This window comes from Methylobacterium gregans (assembly GCF_022179245.1).
In the GTDB taxonomy this organism is placed as follows: Bacteria; Pseudomonadota; Alphaproteobacteria; order Rhizobiales; family Beijerinckiaceae; genus Methylobacterium; species Methylobacterium gregans.
The window spans coordinates 15,958-41,432 of the sequence record NZ_BPQM01000051.1; the positions used below are offsets into that span (position 1 = coordinate 15,958).

A 25,475-nucleotide genomic window follows, 5' to 3' on the forward strand; every position below is an offset into this window, starting at 1 on the left:
TGGAAACTTCGATGTGACGTGGTGGGGCGTACGCAGCCGCACCGGTCCTGTGGCGCGACTGGACCGATCCCTGTCTTGCTCAGAACGTGACGCCGCTCTTGACGCCGAAGACGACGATATCGGTCCGTCCGCCGACGCCACCGGGACGGTTGATCAACTGGATGTTGGGTCGGACCACGACGTCGGAGGAGAGGGCAAGGCTGTAGAAGACCTCCAGCGCGCGCTCGTATCCGGGGATCGGGCGAACGCCGCCATCGAGAAGGTTGGCGACTTGGACGCTCTGCCCCAAGCCTTGGCTTGCATGCGACTGGCCGATGCCGATGCCGATCCAGTCGAACGGGCGCTCGGCCCAGAAGCCCTTGTAGACGAGGCCGATCGTCTCCTGCCTGTCGATGAACGAGGTCGAGGAATTGGCCATCGTGACCCGCACGAAGGCAGTCAAGCTGCTCAGCGGATTGGCGGGATCTGGCCGGTAAAGTTCCTGTACGGCAACGCCGTAGAGGCCGCTGCGCTCGCGGTTCGCGATCGGCACGCCTCCGGCCACGGCCAGAGGCAGGCCGTCGCGGTTGAGGAAGAGGTCGGGCCCACCGCCGGTCTGGTACCACGCTCCGACCGTATAGCTGCCGGGATAGCTGAAGGGTGGGAGCGTCGGGAAGGCCGCGGCCTCGACGATGGCCAGGGCGCCCACCGCGCCGGACGGGTCGAAGTTGAAGCCGTCTCGGAGGTCGCGCGGATTGACCTGATAGATGCCGGCCATCAGATAGCCGGTGCTCGTGTTGCCGAGCCGCAATCGGGCGGCATATTGCGAGATCGGCCAGTTGTACCAGTAATTGCCGACGAGGTTGCCGGGCTGGTTGCCGCAGAAGGTGAGGTTCTGGAACTCGCAGGCGAAGCCGGCAAAGTCGCTGCTGACCGGCAGGCGACCGAATTTGAGATCGAGGAACTCGCCGAAGCGCTGGGTGTAGGAGAGCTGGGTCAGGCGCGGGATCCGGCCACGGCCGAAGACCTCCTCGGTCTGCTGAAGCACGCCGAACTGCTGGTCCGCGGTGAGGCCGCGGCCGAAGCGATAGGTGAGAGCGACGTTGAAGGTGCCGCCGGCCAGGCCGGCGAGGCGATCCATGTCGACGGCCGAACGGACGGCGAGCTGACCTGCGCCGCGCAGGGATTGATAGGGGCCGCCCTGAAGATTGGTCGATGTCTGATAGTCGAAGCTGCCGTCCATGCGGATGCCGGCGCGGTAGAGATCGTCCCGTACCCCTCCGAAGCTGCCGAGTACGCCCCATTGCGGTGCGGCGCTCTGGGTGTCGAGGCTGCCGGCCGGGGCGGTGTCGACCCCGGCCGCTGTCGAGGGGCGCGCCAGCGGCGGGCGGGCGCCGTCGAGGGCCGGTCGTCCCGATCCGGAGAGGCGGCGTTGTACCGGAGGGGTGGAGAGGGTGGGGCGTTCGGCTGCAGGAGCCGGGGCCATCCCGAGTTCGGGGCCGGTCTGAGCAAGAGCGGGGGCCTTCCCTGACCCGATCATGTACGCCATTGCGAGCGAGAGCGACAGAACGAGCGGGCTTCCTGGGGGCGACATTGTCTTCCGGTGTCCGAGGCGGGATGCGAATTGTGCCGTAATCTGATCGCAGTTTCGCAAGTTACAGACGTCGAACGCTAAATAATTTGGAGACGAAAGGGGCGAGCGACTACTATGAGATCCGGCAATAAGATCGTCTCGTGTATTGTAATTGTACTTTATCAATCAACGAGATATCGATTTATTGCATCTACGGAACGAGTCTTCACTAGAGATATTCGGGTTAAAAATTGGTTTCAGACAACCAGATATTGCAAAATTCTGCTGAATTTCAACCGTATATACTGACCTCGCGCACGTGCAACTCCAGCTTGTCTTCTTGCTGGGTCGGCTTATCGCGAGGCATCTGCTCGACGACCCGGGTTCCGCCGGGGCAGGTCTCGGTGAGACATCCCCCGGATGTGGTGGTCCGCGCTGAGGTATGGCGTTCCGGCTCGTTCACGGTCCCCTTCGGCATGGTCCGGCCGGAATGCGCGCTTTCCGGTTCCGTGAGACCCTGACGGGGGGAGCGGAGGCGTGAAGAAGGCCAGGTCTGCCGAGGAGCAGGCCGCCTGCGCGACGGGTGCCTGAACGCGGCGTGTTCTTGGTGTCGGCCGAGGCGAGGCGCAGGATCGAGCCGTGGCGGCACCCGTACGACGAGAGCCGTCCTCGCGCAGACCCCGGGGTGGCTGACGCCCTGGGCCGTCGCCTTGGCGGCGGCACGGCCGGCCCCTGAACGAGGCTCACCTTTCGGCCGGACCGAAATCCGCGGGACCCTCGTCTCGCGTCCGACTGACCGGCGGCAGCCTGCTCCAACACCCGTTTCGCGATGACACGGCTATCCCAAATGCCTGCACCAGCGCCCCGTCCAGCTTGCCGACCATGTTCTGCAGGACGCGCATCGCCTCATCGGACGAGAACGACGCCTTGTAGGAGCGTCGCTCGATCAAGGCCGCGTAGATGTCGCACACCGTCAGCAACCGGATCGGATCCGAGACCGCCTCACTGCTCAAGCCGTTCGGGTAGCCGGATCCATCGAGCATCTCGTGATGGTGGCGCGTCACCGCCAGGGCAATCGGGTCGCAGGTGCCCGAGGCTCGCAGGATATCGTAGCCGAGCACGGCGTGCGTGCGCATCACCGCCATCTCATCGGGATCGAGCTTGCCCGGCTTGTTCAAGATCGCGTGCGGGATCCGCGCTTTGCCAACGTCGTGGACAAGTGCCGCTCTCGCCATGGTCAGTTGATCGGCGCGCGAGAGCCCAAGGCTCTGTGCGAAGGCCGAGACCAAGCCGGAGACCAGAAGGCAATGCTGGAAGGTGATGTCATCGTGCTCCCAGACGACATCGAGCCAGTGCGTCAAGCCACCCTCCCGGATAGCGTTCATCACAGGCTCGAGCCCGTCCTCGACCGCAGCGAGATCCACGGCGCCAGCCTCTGCGCTCCGGAACATGGCCCTGAGAAGATTTGCGCTGCGCGTGGCCCCGCGCCGCACGATCCAGTCGGCCACGGACGCCTGCGGATCGAGCAGGCGGAGCAGGGCCGCCACAACGGTACGAGGCTCGGCGTCGGTTGCGAGAGAGACGGCGGTGCCCCAGGGGCGGGCCCCGGGCGCAGCGACACCGGGCATGCACCCGACGAGAATCGCTGGGGGTCTGTGCGCTCCGATCTGCTGCGCCAACCACGACAGGCACGAGCGTGTCCGTGGCTGCTCCAAGCGGACATCGACGATGATGCCGAGCACGGGCGCGGCGAGGTACCAGGGTTGATTGATCGCCAGGACTTGGCAATCGGCGATGCATTGCGCTGCCTCGATCAAGCACTGGCTGCGATCCTGCCGGTCGGTTACCAGTAAAATTGCCGGCTGCTTCACGTCGATCCGCCAGGGTACCGCAAGTTATGGCCCGCATAAGGCCAGTAGCACGTTAATATAATTTGAAGGCATAGCAACGATTCGGGCTGATGTATGTTTCTGATATCTCAATCGAAGGTTGCCTTTACTTGGAATACAACTAAAAGTATCGATATTGTCGATTGACTTCGCGCGAAGGCTTTCCTAGGCAGGGTCAACGGCCGCTTCCCCGATATGCCATGATCGGCGCTCTCGACCCCGTGCCGATCCTCATGACGTCGGCCTCAGGGCATTTCACACGACCGGTTCTCGATGGATGGTCCTTGCTGAGATCGGAACCAGACCAAGCCGATCCGTTCCCTGCCTCCAGATGGCCTCAACGGCTCGGCTGGAGGGGGTCTTCGGGCCGCCCGATCCTCTGCCCCTGTGCGTCGCCGACGTTCTAAGCTGGTCGTGGATCGATCGCGGCCCGCATCGGTCGACCGGCTCGTGGAGCGGGCTGCCGAGCCCGGGCATGCGCGCCCGGTGGGGAGGGCGGATCCACGTCCGGCGCTTCGCGCCCAAGACCGCGCTTCGCGCCCAAGACGGCGTGACCCGTATCTGAGGTCGAACTTCATAACCGAGGGCATTGAATGACGGATCCGGCAGTCGGGAGTTCCGTGGCGACGGATACGCGGACGCTGGCAGAGGGGCGTCCGCCGATCGCGATCATCGGGTGGATCGCCACGGCGGCCTCCGTCTCGATGTTCTTCGCCTACATCGATCAGATCGCCCGCAATCTCGAGGGGACCAAGGGGTCCGCCATCCAGCCCGCGGCCGCGCTCGTCGCAGCGACCCTCTGGGCGGCCTATGGCGCCTTCAGAACCCGAAAGGATTGGCCCCTCGTCTGCGCCAACGTGCCGGGCGTCATCTTGGCGGCCGTCGCCATGGTGACCGCTCTCTGATCCGAGGGCCGCTTCCGCCACGATCGAGGAGGTTCTGCCGCGGCATCCGGAAGCTGCCCGGGCCCCGGGTCGTGGAGCGCTCCTCTGCCTGGCCCGCCCTCTTCTGCCGCCGCGTCAGGGGCGACGAGCGCTGTGCCGGCACGCCGAGCGCACCGCCATCGCGCGCTCTTCCCGTCCACCTGTCGGGACAGGGAGGATGCCCCTGATGGCGGTGAGGCGCCGGCCCTCCCGGCCGCGCGGCCGCTTCGTGGGCGCGCGGTTGCCGCGATGGCACCTCCGGAGGGTGCGGCCCGGCGGCATGTCAGTGGCGAGGCAGAAGCGGAAACCGATCGGCGCGGTCCGCTTGGTCCGTCTGCCCGCACATCGAGACGTGGGCCAGCGCGTGGCCGGATCGCGGGCGCGCCATTCCCAATGTGAGTTGGTGCGAGCAACAGGATCCGGAAACGGGCTTTTCTTTGCATCGTCTTGTGGCCGGTATCGGAGATCGCGCAAGACGTATTTGTGAATTAATTATGAACTTGCAGCCTGCTTATCGATGTCGCAAAAGCCGGATCAGAGTGCATCGACAGCGCTAATGCGCTGCCAAATTGCATAGTTGGTTCTAAATACACGCTATTGTTGAGCGTTCATGTGGCTTGTATTGTCCCGCGCCCCTGGTGGCGGGCGACAGCTACGTGACGTCACGATATCAGGAGCATCGGGCGTGGCACGCAATCTCGAAAATCTCAAGGGAACGAGGTTCCTGGCCACACAAACGTTTCCGATCGGGCAGGGCTATGCCGGTTGGCAGATCGACGGCCTTTCAGGCGTCGATTACGACGCGAGCAGAAACACTTTCATCGCCGTTCGAGACAACGCGTATTTCGGCGGCCCGAACGGGCGAACCACCCCGCCTTACTTCAGCCTGACGCCAGTCTTCTCGACCGGTGTGCCGGGCTATACGCTGCAATTCTCCGGTGTCACTCCGCTGGATACCGCATCCTGGATGCCGGGCATGCGCGGCCTGGAATCGGTTCGCCACGATCCGGACGGCGACGGTCTCTGGTTCACGTCGGAGGAGCCGCACACGGTCTACCATGTGCGCGCGGATGGCGTGACCCGTGAGCAATTGACGCTGCCGGATATCGTCACGGGCCGTTTCGCGCCGGGAACGAACAATTACGGGCTGGAAGGGCTCACCTTCACGCCCGACAAGGGCCTTTGGGTCATCCGGGAGAACGCCCTCCAGGGCGACTCGCCGAACCTGACGCGGATTACCCGCCTCGACCGCGACGGAACCGTCGCGGCGCAGTATGCGTACCGGCTCGATTCCTTGAGCGCGCCGAACAACGGGAACAGGCCGGTCGCGAACCCGCCCGCCTCAGGTGTCGGCAACAACGGCGCGGCCGAGATCCTGGCACTCACGGACACGCGCTTCCTCGTTCTCGAGCGAGCCTGGGACGGGATCGGAGCCGAGAAGGCGCCTCAGGGCGTCTCCCACAACGCGATCCGGATCTACCAAGTCGATCTTGGAACGGCGACGGACGTCTCCAAGGTTGGCAGCCTCGCCGACAACGATCCCGCAATCGTGCCGGCATCGAAGCAGATCCTCTTCGATTCGGCCGATCTCGCCTCAACGCTCGCGACATACGATACCAAGATCGACAACATCGAAGGGATGAGTCTGGGACCGGTCCTGCCGAATGGACAGGCCAGCCTTGTCCTGGTCTCCGACAGCAACGCGCGTGCGCAGCAGCGCAAGACCCAGTTCGTCGTCCTCGAACTGGAAACGCCGGTGCCGGAGATCCAGCGCTGGGACGGCGACGGGGCGATGGCGGACGGCGCGGCCGGAGGCGGGCCCGGGACCTGGTCCGCCGCGACCGACCGCCAGAACTGGACGCGCGCGGACGGGCGGATCAACGATGCCTGGGCCGGCAGGACGGCGCTCTTCTCCGGTACGGGCGGCACCGTCTCGATCGACGCGCAGGCGGGCCCGGTATCGGCCGCGGCCCTCCGCTTCGAATCGAGCGGCTACCGGATCGCCGGCGACGCGCTGACGCTCGGGTCGAGCGGGCTCACGATCGATGCCGGTGGAGCAGGCGTCGGCGTGACGTTCGCCTCGGTGCTGGCGGGCGTCGGTGGCCTGGCGCTGACCGGGACGGGAACGACGACCCTCGAAGGAGCCAACACGTATGCCGGGACGACCCGGGTCTCCGCCGGCACCCTGTTGGTCAACGGCTCGTCCGGCCGTTCGGACACGACCGTCGGCGCCGGCGCGACGCTCGGGGGGATCGGTTCGCTCGGCGCCGTGTCGGTGGAAGGCGGCGGCGCACTCGCGCCCGGCAGCACCGTCGGCGTCCTCAGGACGGGCGACGTGCGCCTGGCGTCCGGCGCGACGCTGTCCCTCGACCTCAACGGGACCGGCGCGGGGTCCGGCTACGATCAGGTCGCGGTGACCGGCTCGGTCAGCCTCGACGGCGCGGCGCTCGACCTGCGGTTCGGATCCTTCACCGCGAAGCGGGGCGACAGCTTCGTCGTCGTCGACAACGATGGCACCGAGGCGATCACGGGCGCGAACGGCACGGGCGCCCCGTCGTTGCGCTACGGGGGCGCCATCCTCACGGAAGGCTCGACCTTCAGCGCCAACGGCCGCAGCTACCGCCTCAGCTTCCAGGGCGGCAGCGGCGACAACGACGTCACGCTCACGGACGACACGGCGGCACCCACCCTCCGCGAAAGCGATGTCGGCAAGCTGCTCAGCGGGTTCGACGACATCCGGAAGGAGCATGCCGACCTGCTCGCGCGGAACCTGCAGGCGGTCAAGGACATCATGGCCGCCAGCACGCCGGCCGAGCGCGCGGCAGCGCAGGCCGACGACAGGGCCTATTCGACGGCGCTGGTCGGCGGCCCGGCCCTGGGTGGCCTGAATGCGCCGGGCATGCCCTACGGCAATGCGGACGGCACCGGATGGGCCGTGAACGACGCCGCAGGGAACGAGTCCGCCAAGGCCAAGGCCATCTTCAACTATCCGCGTCCCTTCCTGGCGGATCCCAGCATCAAGCCGCTCGTCGGGGGGAGCGGCGGTTCTCTCCCGAGCGGCCACACCAGCAAGGGGTTCGCCGAAGCACTCTACCTCGCCTACATCTTTCCCGAGCGCTTCCAAGAGATCATGACGCGCGCGAGCGAGTACGGCGAGCATCGGATCGTGAACGGGGTCCATTACCCGCTCGACGTCATCGCCGGGCGCATGGTGGCGGCGTGGAGCACCGCCGGTTTCCTCGATCCCTCGAACAATCCTGGCGGGAGCGCGAACGTCCGGAACACGGCGCTGTCGGTCCGGAAGGCCATGTCCGATGCCCTCGCCGGCACCGGCCAGACGATCGCCCAGAAGGCCGCGAGCGGTCCGACCGATCGCTTCAGTGACTACGCAACCAACAAGGCCGACTGGAATCGCCGCCTGACCTACGGGCTTCCGGACATCGGTCCGACCGATCAGCCCATCACCGTGCCGAGCGAGGCCGCCTACCTGCTGGCGACCCGCTTCCCGTATCTCGGTCTCGATCAGATCCGCGACATCCTGGCATCCACCGCTCTCCCGTCCGGCGGCGTGATGGACAACGGTAACGGCTGGGCTCGGCTCGACCTGTTCCGGGCGGCCGACGGCTATGCCCGGCTCGCGACGGACACCGTCGTGACCATGGACGCCGCGGCATCGGCGGACGACACCCGTCCGGGTGCCGCCTTCAACGCGGCGGACCTCTGGCGCAACGATATCGCCGGCCCCGGAACGCTGACGAAGAACGGTTCGGGCACCCTCACGCTGGCGGGCGGCAACAGTTTCGCCGGGATCGCCCTGAACGGGGGCGGCCTGACCTTGACCGGAGAGAGCCGGCTGACCGGGTCGAGCCGTGTGGCCGCCGGGGTGCTGACGGCGTCCGGTCGCCAGTTGTCGACCGGTGGCGACCTGATCGTCGGCCAGGAGGGTACGCTCCGGCTTGGCCAGACGGGCCTCAGCATCGGCGGCACAGTGGAGGCAAGCGGCACCATCGTTCTGGACGGGGCGGCCGATATCCGGCTGGCCGGCATCGGAACGGTCTCCGGTTCCATCTCGGGCACGGGCAGCCTGACGAAGAGCGGGAGCGGGCGCCTCTCCCTGTCCGGCGCGAACACTTACGCGGGCGGCACCCTGCTGGTCGGCGGAACGCTGGAACTCGCCTCGGTCGCCGCGGCCGGCGCGGGGATCATCCGTTTCGGAACCGGCGCTCAGACCCTGCGGCTCGACCTGCCCGGCACCTACGCCAACCGCATCACGGGTTTCGACCTGGGCGACGCCATCGACCTGCAGGGCCTCGCCTACGACAAGGCCGGACCGCTCGTCTACGACGGCACGACCGGCCGCCTGAGCCTCGGCCTGGGATCGCAGGCGACCAGCCTCAGCATCGACCCGGCGCTTGCCGGGGCCCGTTTCGCCGTGTCAGCCGATGCCGATGGCAGCACGCTCCTCACCTTGCAGCAGGAACAGAGCCCGCCGCCCCAATCGCCTGCCCCGCCCTCCGGCAATCAGGCCGGTGGTACGGGGGCCAGCCTGGCCACGACCACGGACCGGGCTGTCGCCGAAACCGCGGCCGGGCGAACCGTCCGCGCCCTGCCCGACACCCTCGACAAGGCTGCCGTGGAACAGGCCGTCGGCATCTTCCTCGCCGGCCTTCCCGAGGGCACGAACCTCAACGTCTCCACCTTCATGCCGACGCCGGGAGCGACCGATATCCGCGTCGCGGGCCCCGGCGACGGCACGCGCATGGTGGTGACCGTCGATGCCTCGTCCGTTCCGCCCGGTACGCCGATCACCCTCGACAACGTCGATTTCGTCGTGCTGTCCGGGCCCGCCTCGCTGGTCGGCGGCGCGGGCGCGCAGACGGTGTTCGGTGACGATGCCGCCCAATCCATGGTGCTGGGCGCCGACGACGACACCCTGCACGGCGGCGGCGGCAACGACGTGGTCGGATCCAAAGACGGCAACGACCTGCTCTACGGCGATGCCGGGGACGACACCGTCTTCGGCGGCCTCGGAGCCGACACCGTGTCCGGCGGAGCGGACCGGGACATCGTCTACGGCAACCAGGACGCGGATCTGATCTACGGCAACCAGGACGCCGACACGCTCTACGGCGGCCAGGGCAACGACCGGGCGTATGCCGGGCAGGGCGACGATCGGGTGTTCGGCAACGCCGGCAGCGACGTTCTCTCCGGCAATCGCGGGGCGGACCTCGTCTACGGCAACCAGGGCGCCGACGCGATCTACGGCAATCAGGGAGCGGACACGCTCTACGGCGGCCAGGACGAGGACACGCTGTTCGGAGGGCAGGACGACGACGTCGTCTACGGCAACCTCGGCGCAGACGCGCTTTTCGGCAATCTCGGCGCCGACACCCTCTACGGCGGCCAGGGCGCCGACACGCTCATTGGCGGGCCGGGCGACGACCTTCTGGTGGGCGGCCTCGGCGCCGACCTCTACGTCTTCGGCTCGAACGCGGGCCGGGACGTCATCGTGGGGTTCGACCAGGCCGGCGGCGACCGGATCAGCCTCGGCGGGCAGCCCTACACGGTCGGCGCGACCGAGAACGGCGACGCGCTGCTCACCCTGGCCGGCGGCGGCACGGTTCTACTCGCCGGGATCCGCGCCGGTCAGGTCGACCCCGAACGCTTCGTGGCCTGAGCCCGCATCGCGGTCGCTCCCGGCGCATGGGGATGCGGTCGGCGGCTCACCGCCCGTTCACGGGTATCGCGCGGGCATCATCGGACAAGCGGGCCCCTGCGGCCCCCTTGAGCCGCGCGAGACAGTCCGATCGGCATTCCTCGACCGCACGGACGAAGCGCGGCGCGTTGCCGGGCGTGCTGCGGCCATTGCGCACGATGACGGGCAGCATGCACCGGCTCGCCGAAGGGGAGCTCCAGACCCCTGTGCCCTTCGCCGATCGCCGGGACGAGGGCATCCGCCGTGCAGGTGTTCAAGGACAACCTGATCCGCACCCGGCAGCTGGAGGAAGAAACCGCGCGCATCCGCGAGATCAACGGCGTCGCAGCCTCGATTGCGGCGGCGGTCGAGCAGCAGGGGTGCGGCCACGAACGAGATCGTGCGGAACGTCGGCCGGGCCGCCGCGGGCACGAGCGAAGTGACCGGCAACATCGCGGGTGTGGCGGGCGCCGCCTCGGAACTCTCTCGCCAATCCGAGCACCTCACCCACGAGGTTCACCGCTTCCTCGGCACGGCTCGGGCTGCATGAGCTTGGTGGGCCGGGCAGAGGCTGCCCCAAGGCGGAGAGGGGCCCCAGGCCGCGCTGCAGCGGCTCGATCATGGGCGGGCGGTGCCCGGTCTGGGCCAACCTGTTGCCCGACGACCCGAGCCGACGGCATTCCTCCGGCGGGCTCATGGTCCCGGTCGACCGGCTGAAGGTCCGAAGCCGCCCGCACCCGTCAGCCGGCGTCCTCCGAGCGCGAACACCTACCGGCGGTGGCGTCACGACTCGGTGCTGAGCCGGACGAGAGATCCGCCGGTAGGGCCGAAGTTTACCGAGGCATGAAAGCGCCCGATGCTCACACGTCGAGGTTTGCTACGCTCAGCGCGTTCTCCTGGATGAACTCGCGCCGCGGCTCGACCACGTCGCCCATCAGCTTCACGAAGAGGTCGTCGGCGTCGGTCGTGTCCTTCACCTTGACCTGCAGGAGCGAGCGCACGTCGCGGTCGAGCGTCGTCTCCCAGAGCTGCTGGGCGGTCATCTCGCCGAGGCCCTTGTAGCGCTGGAGCGAGAGGCCCTTGCGCCCGAAGGCCATCACAGCCTCGAACAGGCCGACGGGCCCGTGCAGAACGGTCTCGTCGGTCTTGCGCGCGAGCGTCGCGGGCTCGCCGTAGATCTCCCGGAAGGCGTCGGCCCGCTCGGCGAGACGGCGCGCCTCCTGGCTGGTGATCAGCCCGGCATCGAGCGTCGCGACCTGCCGCACGCCGCGCAGCGTCCGGCTGAGCCGGTAGCCGCCCTCGTGCGCCTCGCCCTCCCAGCCCCGCTCGATCTCGTCGGCGATCGCGTCGAGGCGCTTGGCCGTCATGTCGGCCAGCACCTCGGCCTCGCCGGGATTCTCGGCCACATCCCCCGCGAAGGCGCCGGCCAGCACCGCCTGCTCGACCACCGCGCGGTCGTAGCGGGTGTGCAGGCCCTGCAGGATGCCGCGGAAGCTGCGCGCCTCCTCGACCAGCGTCTTCAGCTGCGGGCCGGCGAACTCGGCGCCGGAGGCGAGGCGCAGCACCGCCCCTTCCGTGCCCTGGTCGATCAGGTAGTCTTCCAGCGCCCGCTCGTCCTTGAGGTAGAGCGCCTTGCGGCCGCGCTCGGCTTTGTAAAGCGGCGGCTGGGCGATGTAGAGGTGCCCGCGCTCGATCAGCTCCGGCATCTGGCGGAAGAAGAACGTCAGGAGCAGCGTGCGGATGTGCGAGCCGTCCACGTCCGCATCCGTCATGATGATGATGCGGTGGTAGCGCAGCTTGTCCGGGTTGAAGCCCTCGCGATCGGTGCTCGAGCGGCCGATGCCGGCGCCGAGCGCCGTGATCAGCGTGCCGATCTCGGCGGACGACAGCATCCGGTCGGCGCGCACCCGCTCGACGTTCAGGATCTTTCCGCGCAGGGGCAGAACCGCTTGGAACGCCCTGTCGCGGCCCTGCTTGGCCGAGCCGCCGGCGGAATCACCCTCCACCAGCAGGATCTCGCACTTGGTCGGATCCCGCTCCTGGCAGTCGGCGAGCTTGCCCGGCAGCGACGCGATATCGAGCGCGCCCTTGCGGGTCACGGTCTCGCGCGCCTTGCGGGCCGCCTCGCGGGCGGAGGCCGCCAGCACGACCTTGCCCATCAGGGCCTTGGCCTGGGACGGGTTCTCCTCCAGCCAGGTCGAGAGCCCCTCGTTCAGCACGTTCTCGACGGCCGGGCGCACCTCGGAGGAGACGAGCTTGTCCTTCGTCTGCGAGGAGAACTTGGGGTCCGGCACCTGCACCGAGATGACGGCGGTGAGGCCCTCGCGGCAATCCTCGCCGGTGAGGGAGACCTTCTCCTTCTTGGCGACGCCCGAGGATTCCGCGTAGCCGGTGATCTGCCGGGTCAGCGCCGCGCGGAAGCCCGCCATATGGGTGCCGCCGTCGCGCTGCGGGATGTTGTTGGTGAAGGGCAGCACGGTCTCGTTGAACGAGTCGTTCCACCAGAACGCCACCTCGACCCGGATGCCGTCGCGCTCGGAGCGCACCACCACGGGCTTCTGCATGCCCTCGATCGGTTTGCGCGAGCGGTCGAGGTAGCGCACGAAGGCCTCGATGCCGCCGTCGTAGTAGAGCTCCTCGCGCTTCTTCTCGGCGTGGCGCGCGTCGGTGAGCACGATGCGCACGCCCGAGTTCAGGAAGGCGAGCTCGCGCAGGCGCTTCTCCAGCGTGGCGTAATCGAACTCGACCATCGTGAAGGTCTCGGTGGAGGGCAGGAAGGTCACCTCCGTGCCGCGCCGCCCGTTGCCGGGGCCGACCACCTTCAGCGGGGCCTTCGCCTCGCCGTGGCCGAATTCCATCGCGTGCTCCTGGTCGTTGCGCCAGATCCGGAGCTTGAGCCAGACCGAGAGCGCGTTGACGACCGACACGCCGACGCCGTGCAGGCCGCCGGAGACCTTGTAGGAGTTCTGGTCGAACTTACCGCCCGCGTGCAGCTGGGTCATGATGACCTCGGCTGCCGAGACGCCCTCCTCCCGGTGGATGTCGACCGGAATGCCGCGGCCGTTGTCGGAAACCGTACAGGATCCGTCCGCGTTGAGCGTCACGGTGACGAGGTCGGCGTGGCCGGCGAGCGCCTCGTCGATCGCGTTGTCGACGACCTCGTAGACCATGTGGTGGAGGCCCGAGCCGTCGTCGGTATCGCCAATATACATGCCCGGACGCTTGCGGACGGCGTCCAGCCCCTTCAGAACCCGGATCGATTCCGCGCCGTAGGCGTCGTGTTCAGTCTGCGGAGTGTCGGCCATGAATGTCCTCGGGCAGGCGGGTCGTCGTCATGCGCCGCCCAGCCCTGTCGGGCGGCTTCGCCTGCGATTCGTCTAACCGGCCTGATATAGGGGTTCAGCCTTGAAATTGCATCGGTTTCCGGGCGCGGCACGCTGCGCCCGGCGCCGATTTCTGGCCGGTCCGCGTTAAAGTCCCGTTAGGGCTGTCAATCCTGCAGGAACGGGTTCGAGACGCGCTCCTCGCCGAGCGTGCCCGTGGGCCCGTGGCCCGGGATGAAGGCGACGTCGTCGCCGAGCGGCAGCACCTTGCGCTTGATCGCGTCGATCAGCTGCTCGTGGTTGCCGCCCGGCAGGTCCGTGCGGCCGACCGAGCCCTTGAACACCACGTCGCCGACCAGCGCGAAGCGCGCGTCGCGGCTGACGAAGACCACGCTGCCGGGCGAGTGGCCGGGCGCGTGCAGGATGTCGAAGCTCAGCCCGCCGACCGTGACTTCGTCGCCCTCGTCGAGCCAGCGGTCGGGCGTGATCACCCGGGCGCCGTCGAGGCCGTAATTGGCGCCGGTCTCGGGCAGCGAGTCGAGCAGGAACTGGTCGGCCCGGTGCGGGCCCTCGACCGGCACGCCGAGGCGCTCCTTCAGCTCGGCCGCCCCGCCCGCATGGTCGATATGGCCGTGCGTCAGCAGGATCTTCTCGACGGTCACGCCCTGCTGGGCGATCGCCGCCTCGATCCGGTCGAGGTCGCCGCCGGGATCGACCACGGCGCCGACCTTCGTGGCATCGTCCCAGATCAGGGTGCAGTTCTGCTGGAAGGGCGTGACCGGGATGATCCCGGCGCGGGGCGTTGGCATGCGGCGTCCGTTCGCTGTTCACGTGTCGCCGCATCTCTAGCTCGGATCGCGCCGTGAGGGCACCCGCCCCGGGCGGGCGGAGCCCTCAGGCCGGCGCCCGCCTCAAGGGCGCGTCGAGGCCGCCGACCCGGAACCAGTGGTAGCCGTACCCCTCCAGGCAGAGGCAGTGCCGCCCGTGCGCGTCCGCCTCGCTGCGCTGGCCGGTGAGGAGATCGACCAGGAGGTGGCCCTCGGGTTCCGGCACGCCGGTCTCGACCGAGACCTCGATCGGGCCCGGGTCGAGGTTGTGCACGCAGAGCACGGCGTTGTTGCGCCAGTCGTAGCGCAAAGCCAGCACGGCGTTGCGCCCGGTCTCCAGGGCGGTGACCTCGCCCCAGCCGATCTCGGGCGCCTCCTTGCGCATGCGGATCACGCTCTGCATCCAGCTCAGCAGCGAGTCCTGCTCGTGGCGCTGCTGGGCCACGTTGATATGCCGGAAGCCGTAGGGGCCGTGGTCGATCACCGGCATGACCGGGCGGTCCGAGACCGTGAAGCCGCCATGCGCCTCGCTCGTCCACTGCATCGGTGTGCGGGCGCAGTCGCGCTCCTTCAGGGCGAGGTCGTCGCCCATGCCGATCTCGTCGCCGTAGCGCAGCACCGGCGTGCCCGGCAGCGCGAACATCAGCGCGTAGGCGAGCCGGATCCGGCGCGGGTCGCCGTCGAGCATCGGCGCGAGCCGGCGCCGGATGCCGCGGTCGTAGAGCTGCATGCCCTTCTCGGGGCCGAACTTCTCGAAGACGAGCGCCCGCTGCTTGTCGGTGAGGCGCCCGAGATCGAGCTCGTCGTGGTTCCGCAGGAAGGTGCCCCACTGGCAGGAGAGCGGCCGGGGCTTGGTGCGGGCGATCGCCTTGGCCAGCGGCCGCGCGTCGTGGGCGGCCAGCGCGTAGAAGGTCGCTTGGTTGACCTGGAAGTTGAACATCATGTGCATGCGGTCGGCGTCGTCGCCGAAATAGTCGAGATCCTGCTTGGGGAGGATGTTGGCCTCGGCCAGGATGATCGCGTCACCTTTGCGCCACTGCAGGAACTCGCGGAAGTCGCGCAGCATGTCGAACTGCTCGCGGGGCTCGCCCTTCAGGCCGGCGCCCTTCTGGGCGATCACGAACGGCACCGCGTCCATGCGGAAGCCCGAGACGCCGAGCTGGATCCAGAAGCCCATGATCTTCAGGATCTCGGCCATCACCGCCGGATTCGCGGTGTTGAGGTCGGGCTGGAAGTCGAAGAAGCGGTGGAAGTAGTAGGCCTTGGCCTGCGCATCCCAGGTCCAGGTGGTCTTCTGCACGCCGGGAAAGACCATGCCCTCGTCGGCTGTGGCCGGCTTCTCCTTCGACCAGACGTACCAGTCGCGGTAGGGCGAATCCGGGTCCTTGCGGGCCTCCTGGAACCAGGGATGCCGGTCCGAGGTGTGGTTGACCACGAGGTCGATCAGCACCCGCAGGCCCCGCTGCTTGGCCGCGTGTGTGAAGGCCACGAAATCCCCGAGCGAGCCGTAGGCCGGATCGACGCCGTAATAGTCGCTGATGTCGTAGCCGCCGTCGCGCTTCGGGGAGGGCTGGAACGGCATCAGCCAGACCGCCGTGACCCCGAGGCCTTGCAGGTAGTCGAGCCGGCGCTCCAGCCCGGCGAAGTCGCCGATCCCGTCGCCGTTGGCGTCCATGAAGGTGCCGACCGACAGGCAGTAGATGACGGCGTTCTTGTACCAGAGGTCGGTGATCACGGGCGCCTCCGCGGGCGTGGGGCCGGCGTCCTAACGCGGCCCCGCGGAAAAGCGTTGCCGTACGCGTCCCCACCTTAAAACAGCCGCGTTGTGGCGCCCCTATCGGAGCCCCGGCACAAGGCCTATCCCGGCCGGGCCCGAGACGAGACCGTCGGCTTCCGGACCGTATGAACACCATCCTGATCAAGCTGTTCGCGACCGCGCTGACGCTCAGCCAGGTCACGACCCGGCCCGATGCCGTGCGCACCCAGTTCGACCCCGCGACCGACGGACCGAAGGTCGTGCAGCTCCTGCGCGACGGCTGCGCCCACATGCGCAAGGCCTTCGACATCGAGGACATCAATCTTGACGAGTTGATCTCCACCGCGATGGAGGATCCGAGCGCGGTGGCGGGTGCCGGCGCCCCGAAGATCCTGCACGGGCTCGATATCGGGGAGCTCAACACGAGCTACCGCCAGTTCTGCAACGGCGAGAACCCGGCCAATTCCCCCTTCGACGCGAGGGCGGTGATCGACTTCTACAACAAGGCGACCGAGAACCTGCCGACCGCCGAAGCGCTGCGCGACAAGGCGCTGCCCGGCATGACCCAGATCCTCGACGGCGCGGGCAAGCCCTTCGCCGAGACTTTCGAGGCGAACGGGCGGCGTCTCGCCGTGCCGATCGAGACCGTGCCGAGCCTCGTGCGACAAGCCTTCATCGCGGCCGAGGACAAGCGCTTCGAGAGCCACCGCGGCATCGACGAGCGCGGGGTGATCCGGGCCTTCATCGGCAACCTCGCCGCACCCGGACGGCCGCAGGGCGGCTCGACCATCACCCAGCAGGTGGTGAAGAACCTCTCGGTGGGCGACGACGTCACCTACGAGCGCAAGATCCGCGAGATGATCGTGGCGGCGCGCCTGGAGCGCATCCTCACGAAGCCCCAGATCCTCGGCCTCTACCTCAACGGGATCTATCTGGGCCGGGGTGCCTACGGCATCGAGATGGCGGCGCGCTCCTATTTCGGCAAATCGGTCGGGCAGCTGAACCTGGCCGAGGCGGCGCTGCTCGCCGGTATGCCGAAGGGCCCGAACTTCTACAGCCCCGACAAGTACCCGGAGCGCGCCCGCGAGCGGCGCGCCTACGTGCTCTCGCGCCTGAAAGAGGAGGGCGCGATCACGGAGGCCCAGATGGCCGAGGCGGTGAAGGCCGATCTCGGCCTGAAGGCCCTCGACACGACGAGGCGGGACAGCGGCTTCTACGTGGTGGACTACCTCAACCGCGAGGCGCGCACCTTCGCGGGCGTCGACTCGCTCACCGCGGCTTCGTTCACGGTGCGCTCCACCATCAATGCCGGGCTCCAGCGCGCCGTCGAGGGCGCGCTGCAGGAGGGGCTGGCGAATTACGAGCGCGCCACCGGGCGCCAGACCTGGAGCGGGCCGGAACTCAACCTCGCGGACGCTGTGCGCCGGCTGGAAGCCGCTGCGCCCGCCCCCGAGGCGGCGCCGCAATCCGCGCCCACCGTGACGGGTGCGGAGCCGGCACCCGGCCGCAAGGGCAAGGCCGCCAAGGTCGCCGCCAAGCCCGCGCCGAAGCCGGCCGGCCCGAAGCCCGCCTGGCTGCGCGCCCTGGAGAGCGCCCGGCCGGTCCTCTACGACGTGCGCTGGCCGCTCGCGGTGGTGCTGGAGACCGGCCGCAACGGCGTGCGGGTCGGGCTGCCGGACGGAAGGGTCGCGAGCCTCGATCCGGGCATCGCCCGCAACCGCCTGCAACCCTATGACGCCGTCCGCGTGAAGCTGCGCGAGGGCAAGGGCTTGCGCGCCGAGATCCGGGTGCGGCCGAGCGTGCAGGGCGCCGCGCTCGTGCTCGAGAACCGCACCGGCCGCATCCTGGCGATGGCGGGCGGCTTCTCCTACCCCCTGAGCCAGCTCAACCGGGTGACCCAGGCGGTGCGCCAGCCGGGCTCCACGCTGAAGCCCCTCACCTACCTGGCCGCGCTCAATGCCGGCCTGCAGCCCAACACCCTGGTGCTGGACAGCGCCGTGACGCTGCCGCCGATCGGGGGCGTCGGCGATTCCTGGTCGCCGAAGAACTACGACGGCGGCGGCTCCGGCCCGACGACCCTGCGGCGGGGGCTCGAATTCTCGAAGAACCTCGTGACCGCGCGCCTGCTCCAGGGCGGGATCGCCGAGAAGGCGCCCCAGAGCCTGAAGCGGGTCTGCGACATCGCGCTGGAGGCGCAGATCTACGCCGCCTGCGAGCCCTACTACCCCTTCGTGCTGGGCGCGCAGCCGGTGCGGATGCTCGACCTCGCGGGCTTCTACGCGGCGGTCGCCAACGAGGGCGCGCGGCCCGCGCCCTACGCGCTCGAAGCGGTCGAGCGCGACGGCAAACCGCTCTACACCCATCAGGCCCGCGAGCCGGTGCGGATCGGCTCGGCCGACCGGGTCTCGTTCTACCAGCTCAAGACCATGCTGCAGGGCGTGGTCCAGCACGGCACCGCCGCCGCGCTCGCCCGCAACGGCGCCTCCATCGCGGGCAAGACCGGCACCTCGGAGAACGAGAACGACGCGTGGTTCGCGGGGCTGACCAACGAGATCACCGTGGTGGTCTGGGTCGGCTACGACAACGCCGACGGCACCCGCCGGACGCTCGGCCGCGGCCAGACCGGCGGCCATCTCGCGGTGCCGATCGCCGGCCAGATCTTCAACGCGGCCTGGGCGAACGGCATCGCCAAGACCCCGCTCGCCGGGCCCTCGCCGGAGGCGCGGCCCCTCATCGCCGATATCGGCGCCGAGCATTTCCGCCGCGGCAGCGACGGCCGGGTGGCCGACACCCAGTTCCGGCTCGTGCCGCGCGAGACCGTCTATGCGGGGCGTCCCGACGCCGAGGACGGCGACCTCGCGGGCGGCGCGGAGGACGGGGCCGACGTGCAGGGCGACTTCTACGGCAACATGACGGGCGAGCGCGGGCCGCGCGCCGAGCCCGACCTGTTCGACCCGTTCGGCGAGCGCCGCCCGGCCCGCTCCCGCCGGGCGCAAGGGGACCTCGACGGCTACCGGCCCTGGCCGGGAACCAACCGCTCGCCCTTCGGCGACGAGGATTACGACACGCGCCCGCGCCGCCGCGACCCGGACTACCTGTTCGGCGACGAGCCGCGCTACTGACGCGCCCCTCCGCGAACCATCCAAGGACACACATCCCGTGCGGACACAGCTTCCGGCAGCCCTGGCTCTCGCCCTGATCGCCGCCTTTCCGACCGCCCTGCCCGCTCTCGCCCAGGTCAAGACGCCCGCCGCCGGGCCGGGCACGGGCGCCGCTCCGGCCTCCGAGCGGATCCGCGAGGTCCCCTCCGTCACCGCGCAGGATCCGACGGCGCTCCGGCCCGGCACGATCCTGTTCAGCGACCGGCGCGACCAGCCGCAGAACCCGGAGAGCGGGCTCACCCCCTATCTCGACTGGCAGCGGCAGAAGCCGGCCGAGGCCGCCGCGCTCGCCCCCTTCCCGGGGTACAAGGAGCCGGACTACGCCCAGACCGTGAACGGCGTGACGAAGCAGCGCCACGAGACCCTCAAGGTCTACGTGGCGGAGGGGCGCTTCGTGGTGGCCCGTCCGCCCGAGGCGATCGATCTCCAGGCCTTCGCCAACCTCGCCTTCGTCCAGGCCATGGACCCGGCGATCAAGCACAAGGCGCTCAATCCCGCCGACGTGACCCCGACCAAGGACCCGGCCGCCGCCTTCGCCCGCCGGCCCGACCGGCCCTGGTGCGAGCCGGGCACGACCTGCATCGAGTCGCGCTACGACCTCGAGGGCAAGCTGCCGCTGGGCGTGAAGCTCGCCAACAAGCTGGAAGAGGGCTCGTCGAAGAAGATCGCCGAGTTCGTCTCCTTCCAGAGCGAGCTGCGCACTCTGCCCTCCGAGAAGGCCGCCGCTTTGGCCACGCTCACCAAGGTCGACACGCCGGTGACCGGCGGGATCGAGCAGACGATCTTCTGGGTCAACCAGATCCTGCGCTTCGGCAAGTTCCTGGCCGTGCTGCAGCCGATGCCGGGCGACCCGCAGAAGACCGTGGTCACCACCTACATGGCGCTCGCCATCAAGGCCGACGTGCTCGACCGCAAGGCGGAGTACGCCCGCGTGCCCGTGCTGAAGAACCTGCTGCCGGCCCAGGTGCTGATGGGCAATTCGAGCTTCAACACCGGCACCTCGATCAGCGCGGGCCTGCCGACCTACGCCCGCAACCGCATCGCGGCCTTCGCGGACGCGCTGGGCAAGCGCTGAGGCGACCGACACCTCTCGGGCCGGCGCCCCCGCGCTCTCCCGCCCCGCAGAGGAGGGACAATGCGGGGGCGCCGGCCCGACTTATGGAAGGGCGGATGCGCGCAGAGCGCTCGGGTCTCGTCTCGAGCGGATCCGCCCGCCCCGCTCTCAGTACCCCCGGTTGCCGATCGTCGGCAGCGAGGGCTGGGTGTAGGCGCGGTTCACGTCGCGGCGGCTCTGCGTGCCGTTGGTGTCGTTCGAGCGGCTGAAGGCGTCGGCGCTGAACTGCTGCGAGAAGCCGCTGTCGCCGGTGCTGGTGCAGGCGCCGAGGCCCAGGCTGAGGCACGCCGCCAGCAAGAGGGGCAGGCGGGTCGGGGAAGGGCTGGTGCGCATCGCGGCGTCCTTGCGGGTTCGGTCCTGGCGGTCGGCGTGGGCCGGCCCGCCGCCGCCGTCAAGCCTGCGTCCCGGCCCCGGCGTGCGGGTCGGCACGATGCGAGGCGATATCGCCACGAAAAACTCACCCTCCGCGCGGCTTCCGCGCCATGCCCGGCCGCAATCGTGTGGAGGATGGGCCCCCTCCCCTGGCGAATCCGCGGGGGCCGGGCGACAAGCGATCCCGATGAGCAACGTCCTGCCCTTCCGCCAGCGCCAGCCCGTCGCGAAACTCGCCCGCTGCGAGGTCGTCGCGGTCGCGGGCGATCTTCTCACCCTGCTGGAGCAGCTCGAGGACGTCTGCGCCCGCGCCGCCGGGACGGGCCGCCCGCCGCTCGAGGTCGAGCGCACGGTCCAGCACCTGCTCGACGCGGTCGGCGCGGTCGAGCGCGCCCTCGACTGCATCGGCGAGGGCGAGCAGGCCGCCCCGGCCTGACCGTACCCCTTAGGGAAGGCTGAACGTTCGGAACTGTCGCGGTCAACTTTTCGTTGAGCGCACGGACGACGCCCGCGTCACCGTGTCCCGGAGAAGCCGATGCCCGCGACCAGCCCCCGCCGCGCCGTCCTGGCGCTGACTGCCTTTGGACTGATGGCCGGTACGGCCGCCCACGCGCAGGATGGGGGCCTGTTCGAGGCCTTGTTCGGACGGTCGCAGGCGGCACCGCAGCAGCCGGTCGCACAACCGCAGGTTCAGGTCCCCGTCTACGGATACGGCTCCGACACCGGTTACCGCCGACGCAGCCACCGGGTGGAGCGTCCGCGCCCGCGCACCCGCTACACCGCCCTGCACAAGCCCGAGCCGCTGAAGGTGAAGATCACCGACCGGCAGACGCCCCTCGACATGTCGGCCGGCCCCGCCGCCGCGCTGATGCGGGACGAGACCCTGCGGCCGGGCGACATCGTCATCCTGAAAAGCGGGCCGCAGGTCTACACCGGCGGGATCGAGAAGCGCCACACGCTGCGCGATTTCGAGCCGGCGCAGAGCTCGCGCCTCATCGGCAAGCAGACCCGCCGCCAGCTCGCCGCCATGGTGACGCCGGTGGGCGCGCTCCCGGCCGACGAGGCCCGCCGGGTGCTGGCCCGGATGAAGCGCGGGCCGCGCAGCCCCGCCGCGCTGCCGGAGCAGGCCACCGCCCAGGCCAGCCCGATCCGGGTGATCAATGCCTGGACGCCGGTGCGGTAGGCCGGGCGCCAGGGTTGCGCCGATGCGCTCCTGAGGCGCGCCGGGTCCCTGGTCCGCGGGACCCAAACGCAATCGACTTGACCATGCGAAGGGTCGTGCAATGTGGGGAGCAGGCTTCGGGGCTGCTGCCCGAACCAGATGTTGAAGCCGACCGAGGTCGGCCCGGTATGAGTGCGCTTCAATCAGACCTGACGCTCTTGGCTGCCGACAGGCTGATTGCAAAACAGCGGCATCATTCGGTGATGGCGAGCCCGAATTGGCCGCCGGATGGATGTCCGGCAATAGCGATTTCACAACTGACAGTAGTCTTTTTATCCAATTGCATCTTCTTGATTACTTTTTATCAACGAATTATTAACCGTTTCGTTTATATATAGATTGAAGTGCGGCGCGTATCTTGAGATCTTTAAAATGTTGATCCGTAAGAAATTCAGCGAAGATAAGGCGATCCTCGACGCCCTTGATCGTTCGCTTGCTATTATAGAGTTTTCTTTGAGCGGTACAGTATTAAGGGCAAATTATAACTTTCTAAACGTGGTTGGCTACAACTTGAATGAAGTTGAGGGGCAAAGCCACCGCCTGTTCATTGACGCAGCAACGGTCACGGAGGCGGAATACGCGATGTTCTGGGAGAGCCTCCGCGCGGGTGATTACGTGTCAGGTGAATTTATGCGTGTCGCGAAGGGCGGCCGGAAAGTCTGGCTCGAAGCCAGCTACAATCCCATCCGGGGCGCGGACGGACAGCCGTATAAAGTCGTCAAATTCGCATACGACATCACAAGCCGGAAGAATGAAAACATCCGACAGAGCATGATGATTGACGAGGTTCCGGTCGGCGTCATGACGGCCGATCCGAACGACGATTTCAAAATCAGCTTCATCAACAAAACTTCGCTCAGAACCCTGGAGACAATTGAAGAGCATCTGCCGATCAAGGCCTCTGAGCTGATCGGGAAATCTTTTGACATTTTTCATAAGAATCCTGGACACCAGCGCAGGATGCTCGCCGATGCGAGCCGTCTACCGCATCGGGCAAAGATCAAGGTCGGACCCGAGACGCTCGACCTAAAGGTCTCCGCGATCCGGGATGCGGAAGGGCGCTACGTCGGCCCGATGCTGACGTGGTCTGTGGTGACGGCCCAGGTCGCGATGGTGGCGGAGGTGACGCGCGTCGTCGATGCGCTCCGGCAGGCGATCGAGGAAATGCGGAGTTCGGCCCAGGGTCTGAACACCTCGGCCGATCAGTCGAGCGGGCTCGCAGCCTCGGCTGCCGCCGGTTCTGAGCAGATGGCCAGTTCCATCCAGGAGATCTCAAGTCAGGTCGGCCGGGTGTCGGAGCGGGCCAACCAGATCGCCGACCAAGCCAACGCGACGGTGGGTACCGTGCGGATCCTCGCTGAGAACGCTGTCAAGATCGATGCGGTCGTCGGCATGATCAAGTTGATTGCCGATCAGACCAACTTGCTCGCCCTCAACGCCACGATAGAAGCGGCGCGCGCGGGTGCGGCCGGTCGAGGCTTCGCCGTCGTCGCGGCCGAAGTGAAAGAACTCGCTGGCCAGACCGCCCGGGCGACCGAGGAGATTACTCGGCAGGTTCAGGCCATCCAGGGCACCACGCAGAAGGCGGTCTCGGCAATCGACACGATCACGGCCGCGGTCGACGAGCTATCGAGGCTGACGCTGACGATGGCGCGGGCGGTGGAGGAGCAGGCGGCCTCGTCCCAGGCGATGGCGTCCAACATCCACGGCGTCTCCTCGGCCGCTGGCGCGACCGGCCAACTCGCGGAGAGTGTCCGCCAGATCTCGGAGCGGCTCGCGGACTACCCGGCCGGTCTCACGCAGAGCGTAGAGACCTTCCTGAAGGCGAGCTGATCTGCGCAGCCGCCCTGGCCGGATGCCAAAGCGGCGCCCGGCGTCACGGGGCGATCACCGCGGCGCAGGCATCTCGGCCGAGGCCGCATCGACCGCTTCGCGCGCCGCGTGGCCAGACCGCTGAGTTCGCTACGGCGACATCGCAGGAGGGCCCGCCTCCCGCTGCTGCTCGGGACGGGCGGCCTGGACCGGGCGAGCGAAGAACGGCCGCGTGCGGCCCGTGCTTCCGTCCTCGGCGGTCCTCGCCAAACCCCCGCACTCGGGATCGGCCTCTCGGCCGTTCTTCTCGGCGCAGGGCCAGACTCAAGGGCTATCGGCTCAGCCCAGCGCCGCCACGCCCGACATGCTGGCCCAGACGGTGCCGTAGTGGCAGGCGGTCGCGGCGAGCACGAAGGCGTGCCAGATCGCGTTCTGGAACGGCAGGCTGCGCCAGACGTGGAAGACCACGCCGACCGTGTAGAGCGCCCCCCCGATGGCAAGCAGCCAGAGCGCCGTCGGCTGCAGCACCGCGATCACCGACTCGTAGGCGAGCAGGCCGCTCCAGCCGAGAACGAGATAGAGCCCGATCGAGAGCCGGTCGAAGCGGCCCGGGAAGAACAGCTTCACCGCGATCCCGATGCCGGCCACCACCCAGATCACCCCGAGCAGCGCCCAGGCGGTCGGCCCGGTGCCGACGAGGGTCACGAGCGGCGTGTAGGTGCCGGCGATCATCAGGTAGATCAGCGCGTGGTCGGCCCGGCGCAGCAGCCACTTGCGCGGGCTGACCGGGTAGAGGTTGTAGGTCGCCGAGACGCCGAGCATGCCCACCAGGGCGGTGGCGTAGACCACCACCGCCACGCGCTCGCCCCAGCCGAGATGGGCGGTGAGCGAGGTCGCCACGATCGCGACCGCGCCGGCGAGCCCGAGCACGACGCCGAGCCCGTGCACCACACCGTCAGCGAGGATCTCCCGCTTGGAGTAGTGCCAGTTCAGTGACAGCGGTCTCCCGTCCTCGGCCAGGAACATCTGTGCCTCCTGCAGCGCGTGCAGTGTAAGATTTTCGAGGCGAAGGCGTTCCGTACGCAAAATGCGTAAACACTGGATATCCACGCCGAATTGCGAGCGTGGTGAAGGCTTGTGCTGTGCAGCACGATCGCTGCGCAGCAAAAGGCCGCACGGAGCCTTGCGGTTGCTTGCTCGCTCCCTCGGCGCTGCGGCGTCAGCTTCGCGCCCCGGTCCCGAAGACGCTTAGGGCGCCTTCGAGACCGTTTCGTGACGCAAGGCTCGGAGCGGGTGCTGGACTCAGAGGCGGCCGCCCGCCAATCCCTCGAAGCCGAAGGGGGTCTCGCCCTGCGCACGCGCCGGGGCCCGCGCGCCGAGGCTCAGCCGGGCATGCACCGTCGCCATCATCAGCACGCCCATCGCCAGGACCTGATGGGCGAGGCCCGCCCAGAGCGGCACCGCGAGCAGCAGGGTGACGATGCCGAGCCCCATCTGCGCCACCGCGAGGGCTGCGACGCCGGCCGCCCGGCCCCGCACCCCGCCCGCGGCCCCGGAGAGCCACGCGTCGACCGCGTGGGCGAGGGCCGCCAGCACGATCAGGTAGGCGACGAGCCGGTGGTTGAGCTGCACCAGGGTGGTGTTGTCGACGAAGTTCTCGATCCAGGGGGTGACCGCGAACAGCTCCGCGTGCGGCGGGATCAGCGCCCCGTCCATGGTCGGCCAGGTGTTGTAGAGCAGGCCCGCATGGGAGCCGGCGACCAGGCCGCCGAGGAAGATCTGCACCAGAACCAGGACCGGCAGGGCGAGCGCCGCGGCGCGCAGCCGCG

The 25,475-nt window shown here is 68.5% G+C and carries 16 protein-coding genes and 1 pseudogene; 8 read left to right on the plus strand and 9 right to left on the minus strand.

The genetic code is table 11. The features are described from left to right. Nucleotides 1–79 precede the first annotated feature (79 nt). Nucleotides 80–1,465 (minus strand): carbohydrate porin, encoded by a 1,386-nt coding sequence (locus tag MFF54_RS11295; RefSeq protein ID WP_238302876.1) that lies wholly within the window; start codon nt 1,463–1,465, stop codon nt 80–82. An 830-nt stretch (nt 1,466–2,295) separates the two neighbouring features. After that, nucleotides 2,296–3,423 carry an HD-GYP domain-containing protein gene (locus MFF54_RS11300; RefSeq protein ID WP_238302878.1) on the minus strand — a complete coding sequence of 376 codons (1,128 nt, stop codon included), beginning with the start codon at nt 3,421–3,423 and terminating at the stop codon, nt 2,296–2,298. A 638-nt stretch (nt 3,424–4,061) separates the two neighbouring features. On the opposite strand from MFF54_RS11300, the gene MFF54_RS11305 reads away from it, so the two are divergent. Together MFF54_RS11305 and MFF54_RS11310 are read left to right on the plus strand one after the other, a co-directional pair. After that, nucleotides 4,062–4,346, plus strand: a complete 285-nt coding sequence (locus tag MFF54_RS11305) for a SemiSWEET family transporter (RefSeq protein ID WP_238302879.1) — start codon at nt 4,062–4,064, stop codon at nt 4,344–4,346. 628 nt (nt 4,347–4,974) lie between these two features. Further along, complete coding sequence (locus tag MFF54_RS11310) at nt 4,975–10,041, plus strand: esterase-like activity of phytase family protein (RefSeq protein ID WP_238302881.1); 5,067 nt, start codon at nt 4,975–4,977, stop codon at nt 10,039–10,041. Nucleotides 10,042–10,087: 46 nt separating this feature from the next. Here MFF54_RS11310 and MFF54_RS11315 read toward each other — a convergent pair whose 3' ends face one another. Continuing rightward, complete coding sequence (locus MFF54_RS11315; RefSeq protein ID WP_238302882.1) at nt 10,088–10,252, minus strand: hypothetical protein; 165 nt, start codon at nt 10,250–10,252, stop codon at nt 10,088–10,090. A gap of 122 nt (nt 10,253–10,374) precedes the next feature. Between MFF54_RS11315 and MFF54_RS11325 the strand changes: the two are divergent. Further along, nucleotides 10,375–10,609, plus strand: a pseudogene (locus MFF54_RS11325) (hypothetical protein); the annotation flags it as partial. 310 nt (nt 10,610–10,919) lie between these two features. Here MFF54_RS11325 and gyrB read toward each other — a convergent pair. From gyrB to MFF54_RS11340, 3 genes are all read right to left on the minus strand, one after another. Next, complete coding sequence (gyrB, locus tag MFF54_RS11330) at nt 10,920–13,364, minus strand: DNA topoisomerase (ATP-hydrolyzing) subunit B (protein WP_238302884.1); 2,445 nt, start codon at nt 13,362–13,364, stop codon at nt 10,920–10,922. A 185-nt stretch (nt 13,365–13,549) separates the two neighbouring features. Then, nucleotides 13,550–14,191 carry an MBL fold metallo-hydrolase gene (locus tag MFF54_RS11335; protein ID WP_238302885.1) on the minus strand — a complete coding sequence of 214 codons (642 nt, stop codon included), beginning with the start codon at nt 14,189–14,191 and terminating at the stop codon, nt 13,550–13,552. 85 nt (nt 14,192–14,276) lie between these two features. Continuing rightward, nucleotides 14,277–15,944 carry an alpha-amylase family protein gene (locus tag MFF54_RS11340; protein WP_238302886.1) on the minus strand — a complete coding sequence of 556 codons (1,668 nt, stop codon included), beginning with the start codon at nt 15,942–15,944 and terminating at the stop codon, nt 14,277–14,279. Nucleotides 15,945–16,111: 167 nt separating this feature from the next. Between MFF54_RS11340 and MFF54_RS11345 the strand changes: the two genes are divergently transcribed. Both MFF54_RS11345 and MFF54_RS11350 read left to right on the plus strand, forming a co-directional pair. Further along, a complete protein-coding gene (locus MFF54_RS11345; protein ID WP_238302887.1) occupies nt 16,112–19,087 on the plus strand; it encodes a penicillin-binding protein 1A in 2,976 nt (991 codons plus the stop codon). A 37-nt stretch (nt 19,088–19,124) separates the two neighbouring features. Next, complete coding sequence (locus tag MFF54_RS11350; protein WP_238302888.1) at nt 19,125–20,201, plus strand: hypothetical protein; 1,077 nt, start codon at nt 19,125–19,127, stop codon at nt 20,199–20,201. Nucleotides 20,202–20,348: 147 nt separating this feature from the next. On the opposite strand, the gene MFF54_RS11355 is transcribed toward MFF54_RS11350, so the two are convergent. After that, nucleotides 20,349–20,573: a hypothetical protein gene (locus tag MFF54_RS11355; protein WP_238302894.1), complete on the minus strand. Its 225-nt coding sequence runs from the start codon at nt 20,571–20,573 to the stop codon at nt 20,349–20,351. 226 nt (nt 20,574–20,799) lie between these two features. Here MFF54_RS11355 and MFF54_RS11360 point away from each other — a divergent pair, with 226 nt between their 5' ends. The 3 genes from MFF54_RS11360 to MFF54_RS11370 all read left to right on the plus strand — a co-directional run bounded on the left by MFF54_RS11360 (nt 20,800) and on the right by MFF54_RS11370 (nt 23,667). Next, nucleotides 20,800–21,048: a hypothetical protein gene (locus tag MFF54_RS11360; protein WP_238231815.1), complete on the plus strand. Its 249-nt coding sequence runs from the start codon at nt 20,800–20,802 to the stop codon at nt 21,046–21,048. 99 nt (nt 21,049–21,147) lie between these two features. Beyond that, entirely contained in the window at nt 21,148–21,795 is a 648-nt protein-coding gene (locus tag MFF54_RS11365) for a hypothetical protein (RefSeq protein ID WP_238302889.1), read from the plus strand. A 411-nt stretch (nt 21,796–22,206) separates the two neighbouring features. After that, on the plus strand, nt 22,207–23,667 hold the full coding sequence (locus MFF54_RS11370; RefSeq protein ID WP_238302890.1) for a methyl-accepting chemotaxis protein: 1,461 nt from the start codon (nt 22,207–22,209) through the stop codon (nt 23,665–23,667). Between the two features lie 318 nt (nt 23,668–23,985). Here MFF54_RS11370 and trhA read toward each other — a convergent pair whose 3' ends face one another. Both trhA and MFF54_RS11380 read right to left on the minus strand, forming a co-directional pair. After that, nucleotides 23,986–24,672 carry a PAQR family membrane homeostasis protein TrhA gene (gene trhA / locus MFF54_RS11375; protein ID WP_238302891.1) on the minus strand — a complete coding sequence of 229 codons (687 nt, stop codon included), beginning with the start codon at nt 24,670–24,672 and terminating at the stop codon, nt 23,986–23,988. Between the two features lie 276 nt (nt 24,673–24,948). Continuing rightward, a partial coding sequence (locus MFF54_RS11380) for a COX15/CtaA family protein (RefSeq protein WP_238302892.1) occupies nt 24,949–25,475 on the minus strand: 527 nt, incomplete at its 5' end.

Excerpts from the sequence above, each read along its gene's own strand:
- MFF54_RS11295 (WP_238302876.1), bottom strand. The coding sequence starts at position 1,465 with ATGGCCCCGGCTCCTGCAGCCGAACGCCCCACCCTCTCCACCCCTCCG.
- MFF54_RS11310 (WP_238302881.1), top strand. The coding sequence starts at position 4,975 with ATGTGGCTTGTATTGTCCCGCGCCCCTGGTGGCGGGCGACAGCTACGT.
- MFF54_RS11315 (WP_238302882.1), bottom strand. The coding sequence starts at position 10,252 with ATGCTGCCCGTCATCGTGCGCAATGGCCGCAGCACGCCCGGCAACGCG.
- gyrB (WP_238302884.1), bottom strand. The coding sequence starts at position 13,364 with ATGGCCGACACTCCGCAGACTGAACACGACGCCTACGGCGCGGAATCG.
- MFF54_RS11335 (WP_238302885.1), bottom strand. The coding sequence starts at position 14,191 with ATGCCAACGCCCCGCGCCGGGATCATCCCGGTCACGCCCTTCCAGCAG.
- MFF54_RS11345 (WP_238302887.1), top strand. The coding sequence starts at position 16,112 with ATGAACACCATCCTGATCAAGCTGTTCGCGACCGCGCTGACGCTCAGC.
- MFF54_RS11355 (WP_238302894.1), bottom strand. The coding sequence starts at position 20,573 with ATGCGCACCAGCCCTTCCCCGACCCGCCTGCCCCTCTTGCTGGCGGCG.
- MFF54_RS11360 (WP_238231815.1), top strand. The coding sequence starts at position 20,800 with ATGAGCAACGTCCTGCCCTTCCGCCAGCGCCAGCCCGTCGCGAAACTC.
- MFF54_RS11365 (WP_238302889.1), top strand. The coding sequence starts at position 21,148 with ATGCCCGCGACCAGCCCCCGCCGCGCCGTCCTGGCGCTGACTGCCTTT.
- MFF54_RS11370 (WP_238302890.1), top strand. The coding sequence starts at position 22,207 with ATGTTGATCCGTAAGAAATTCAGCGAAGATAAGGCGATCCTCGACGCC.
- trhA (WP_238302891.1), bottom strand. The coding sequence starts at position 24,672 with ATGTTCCTGGCCGAGGACGGGAGACCGCTGTCACTGAACTGGCACTAC.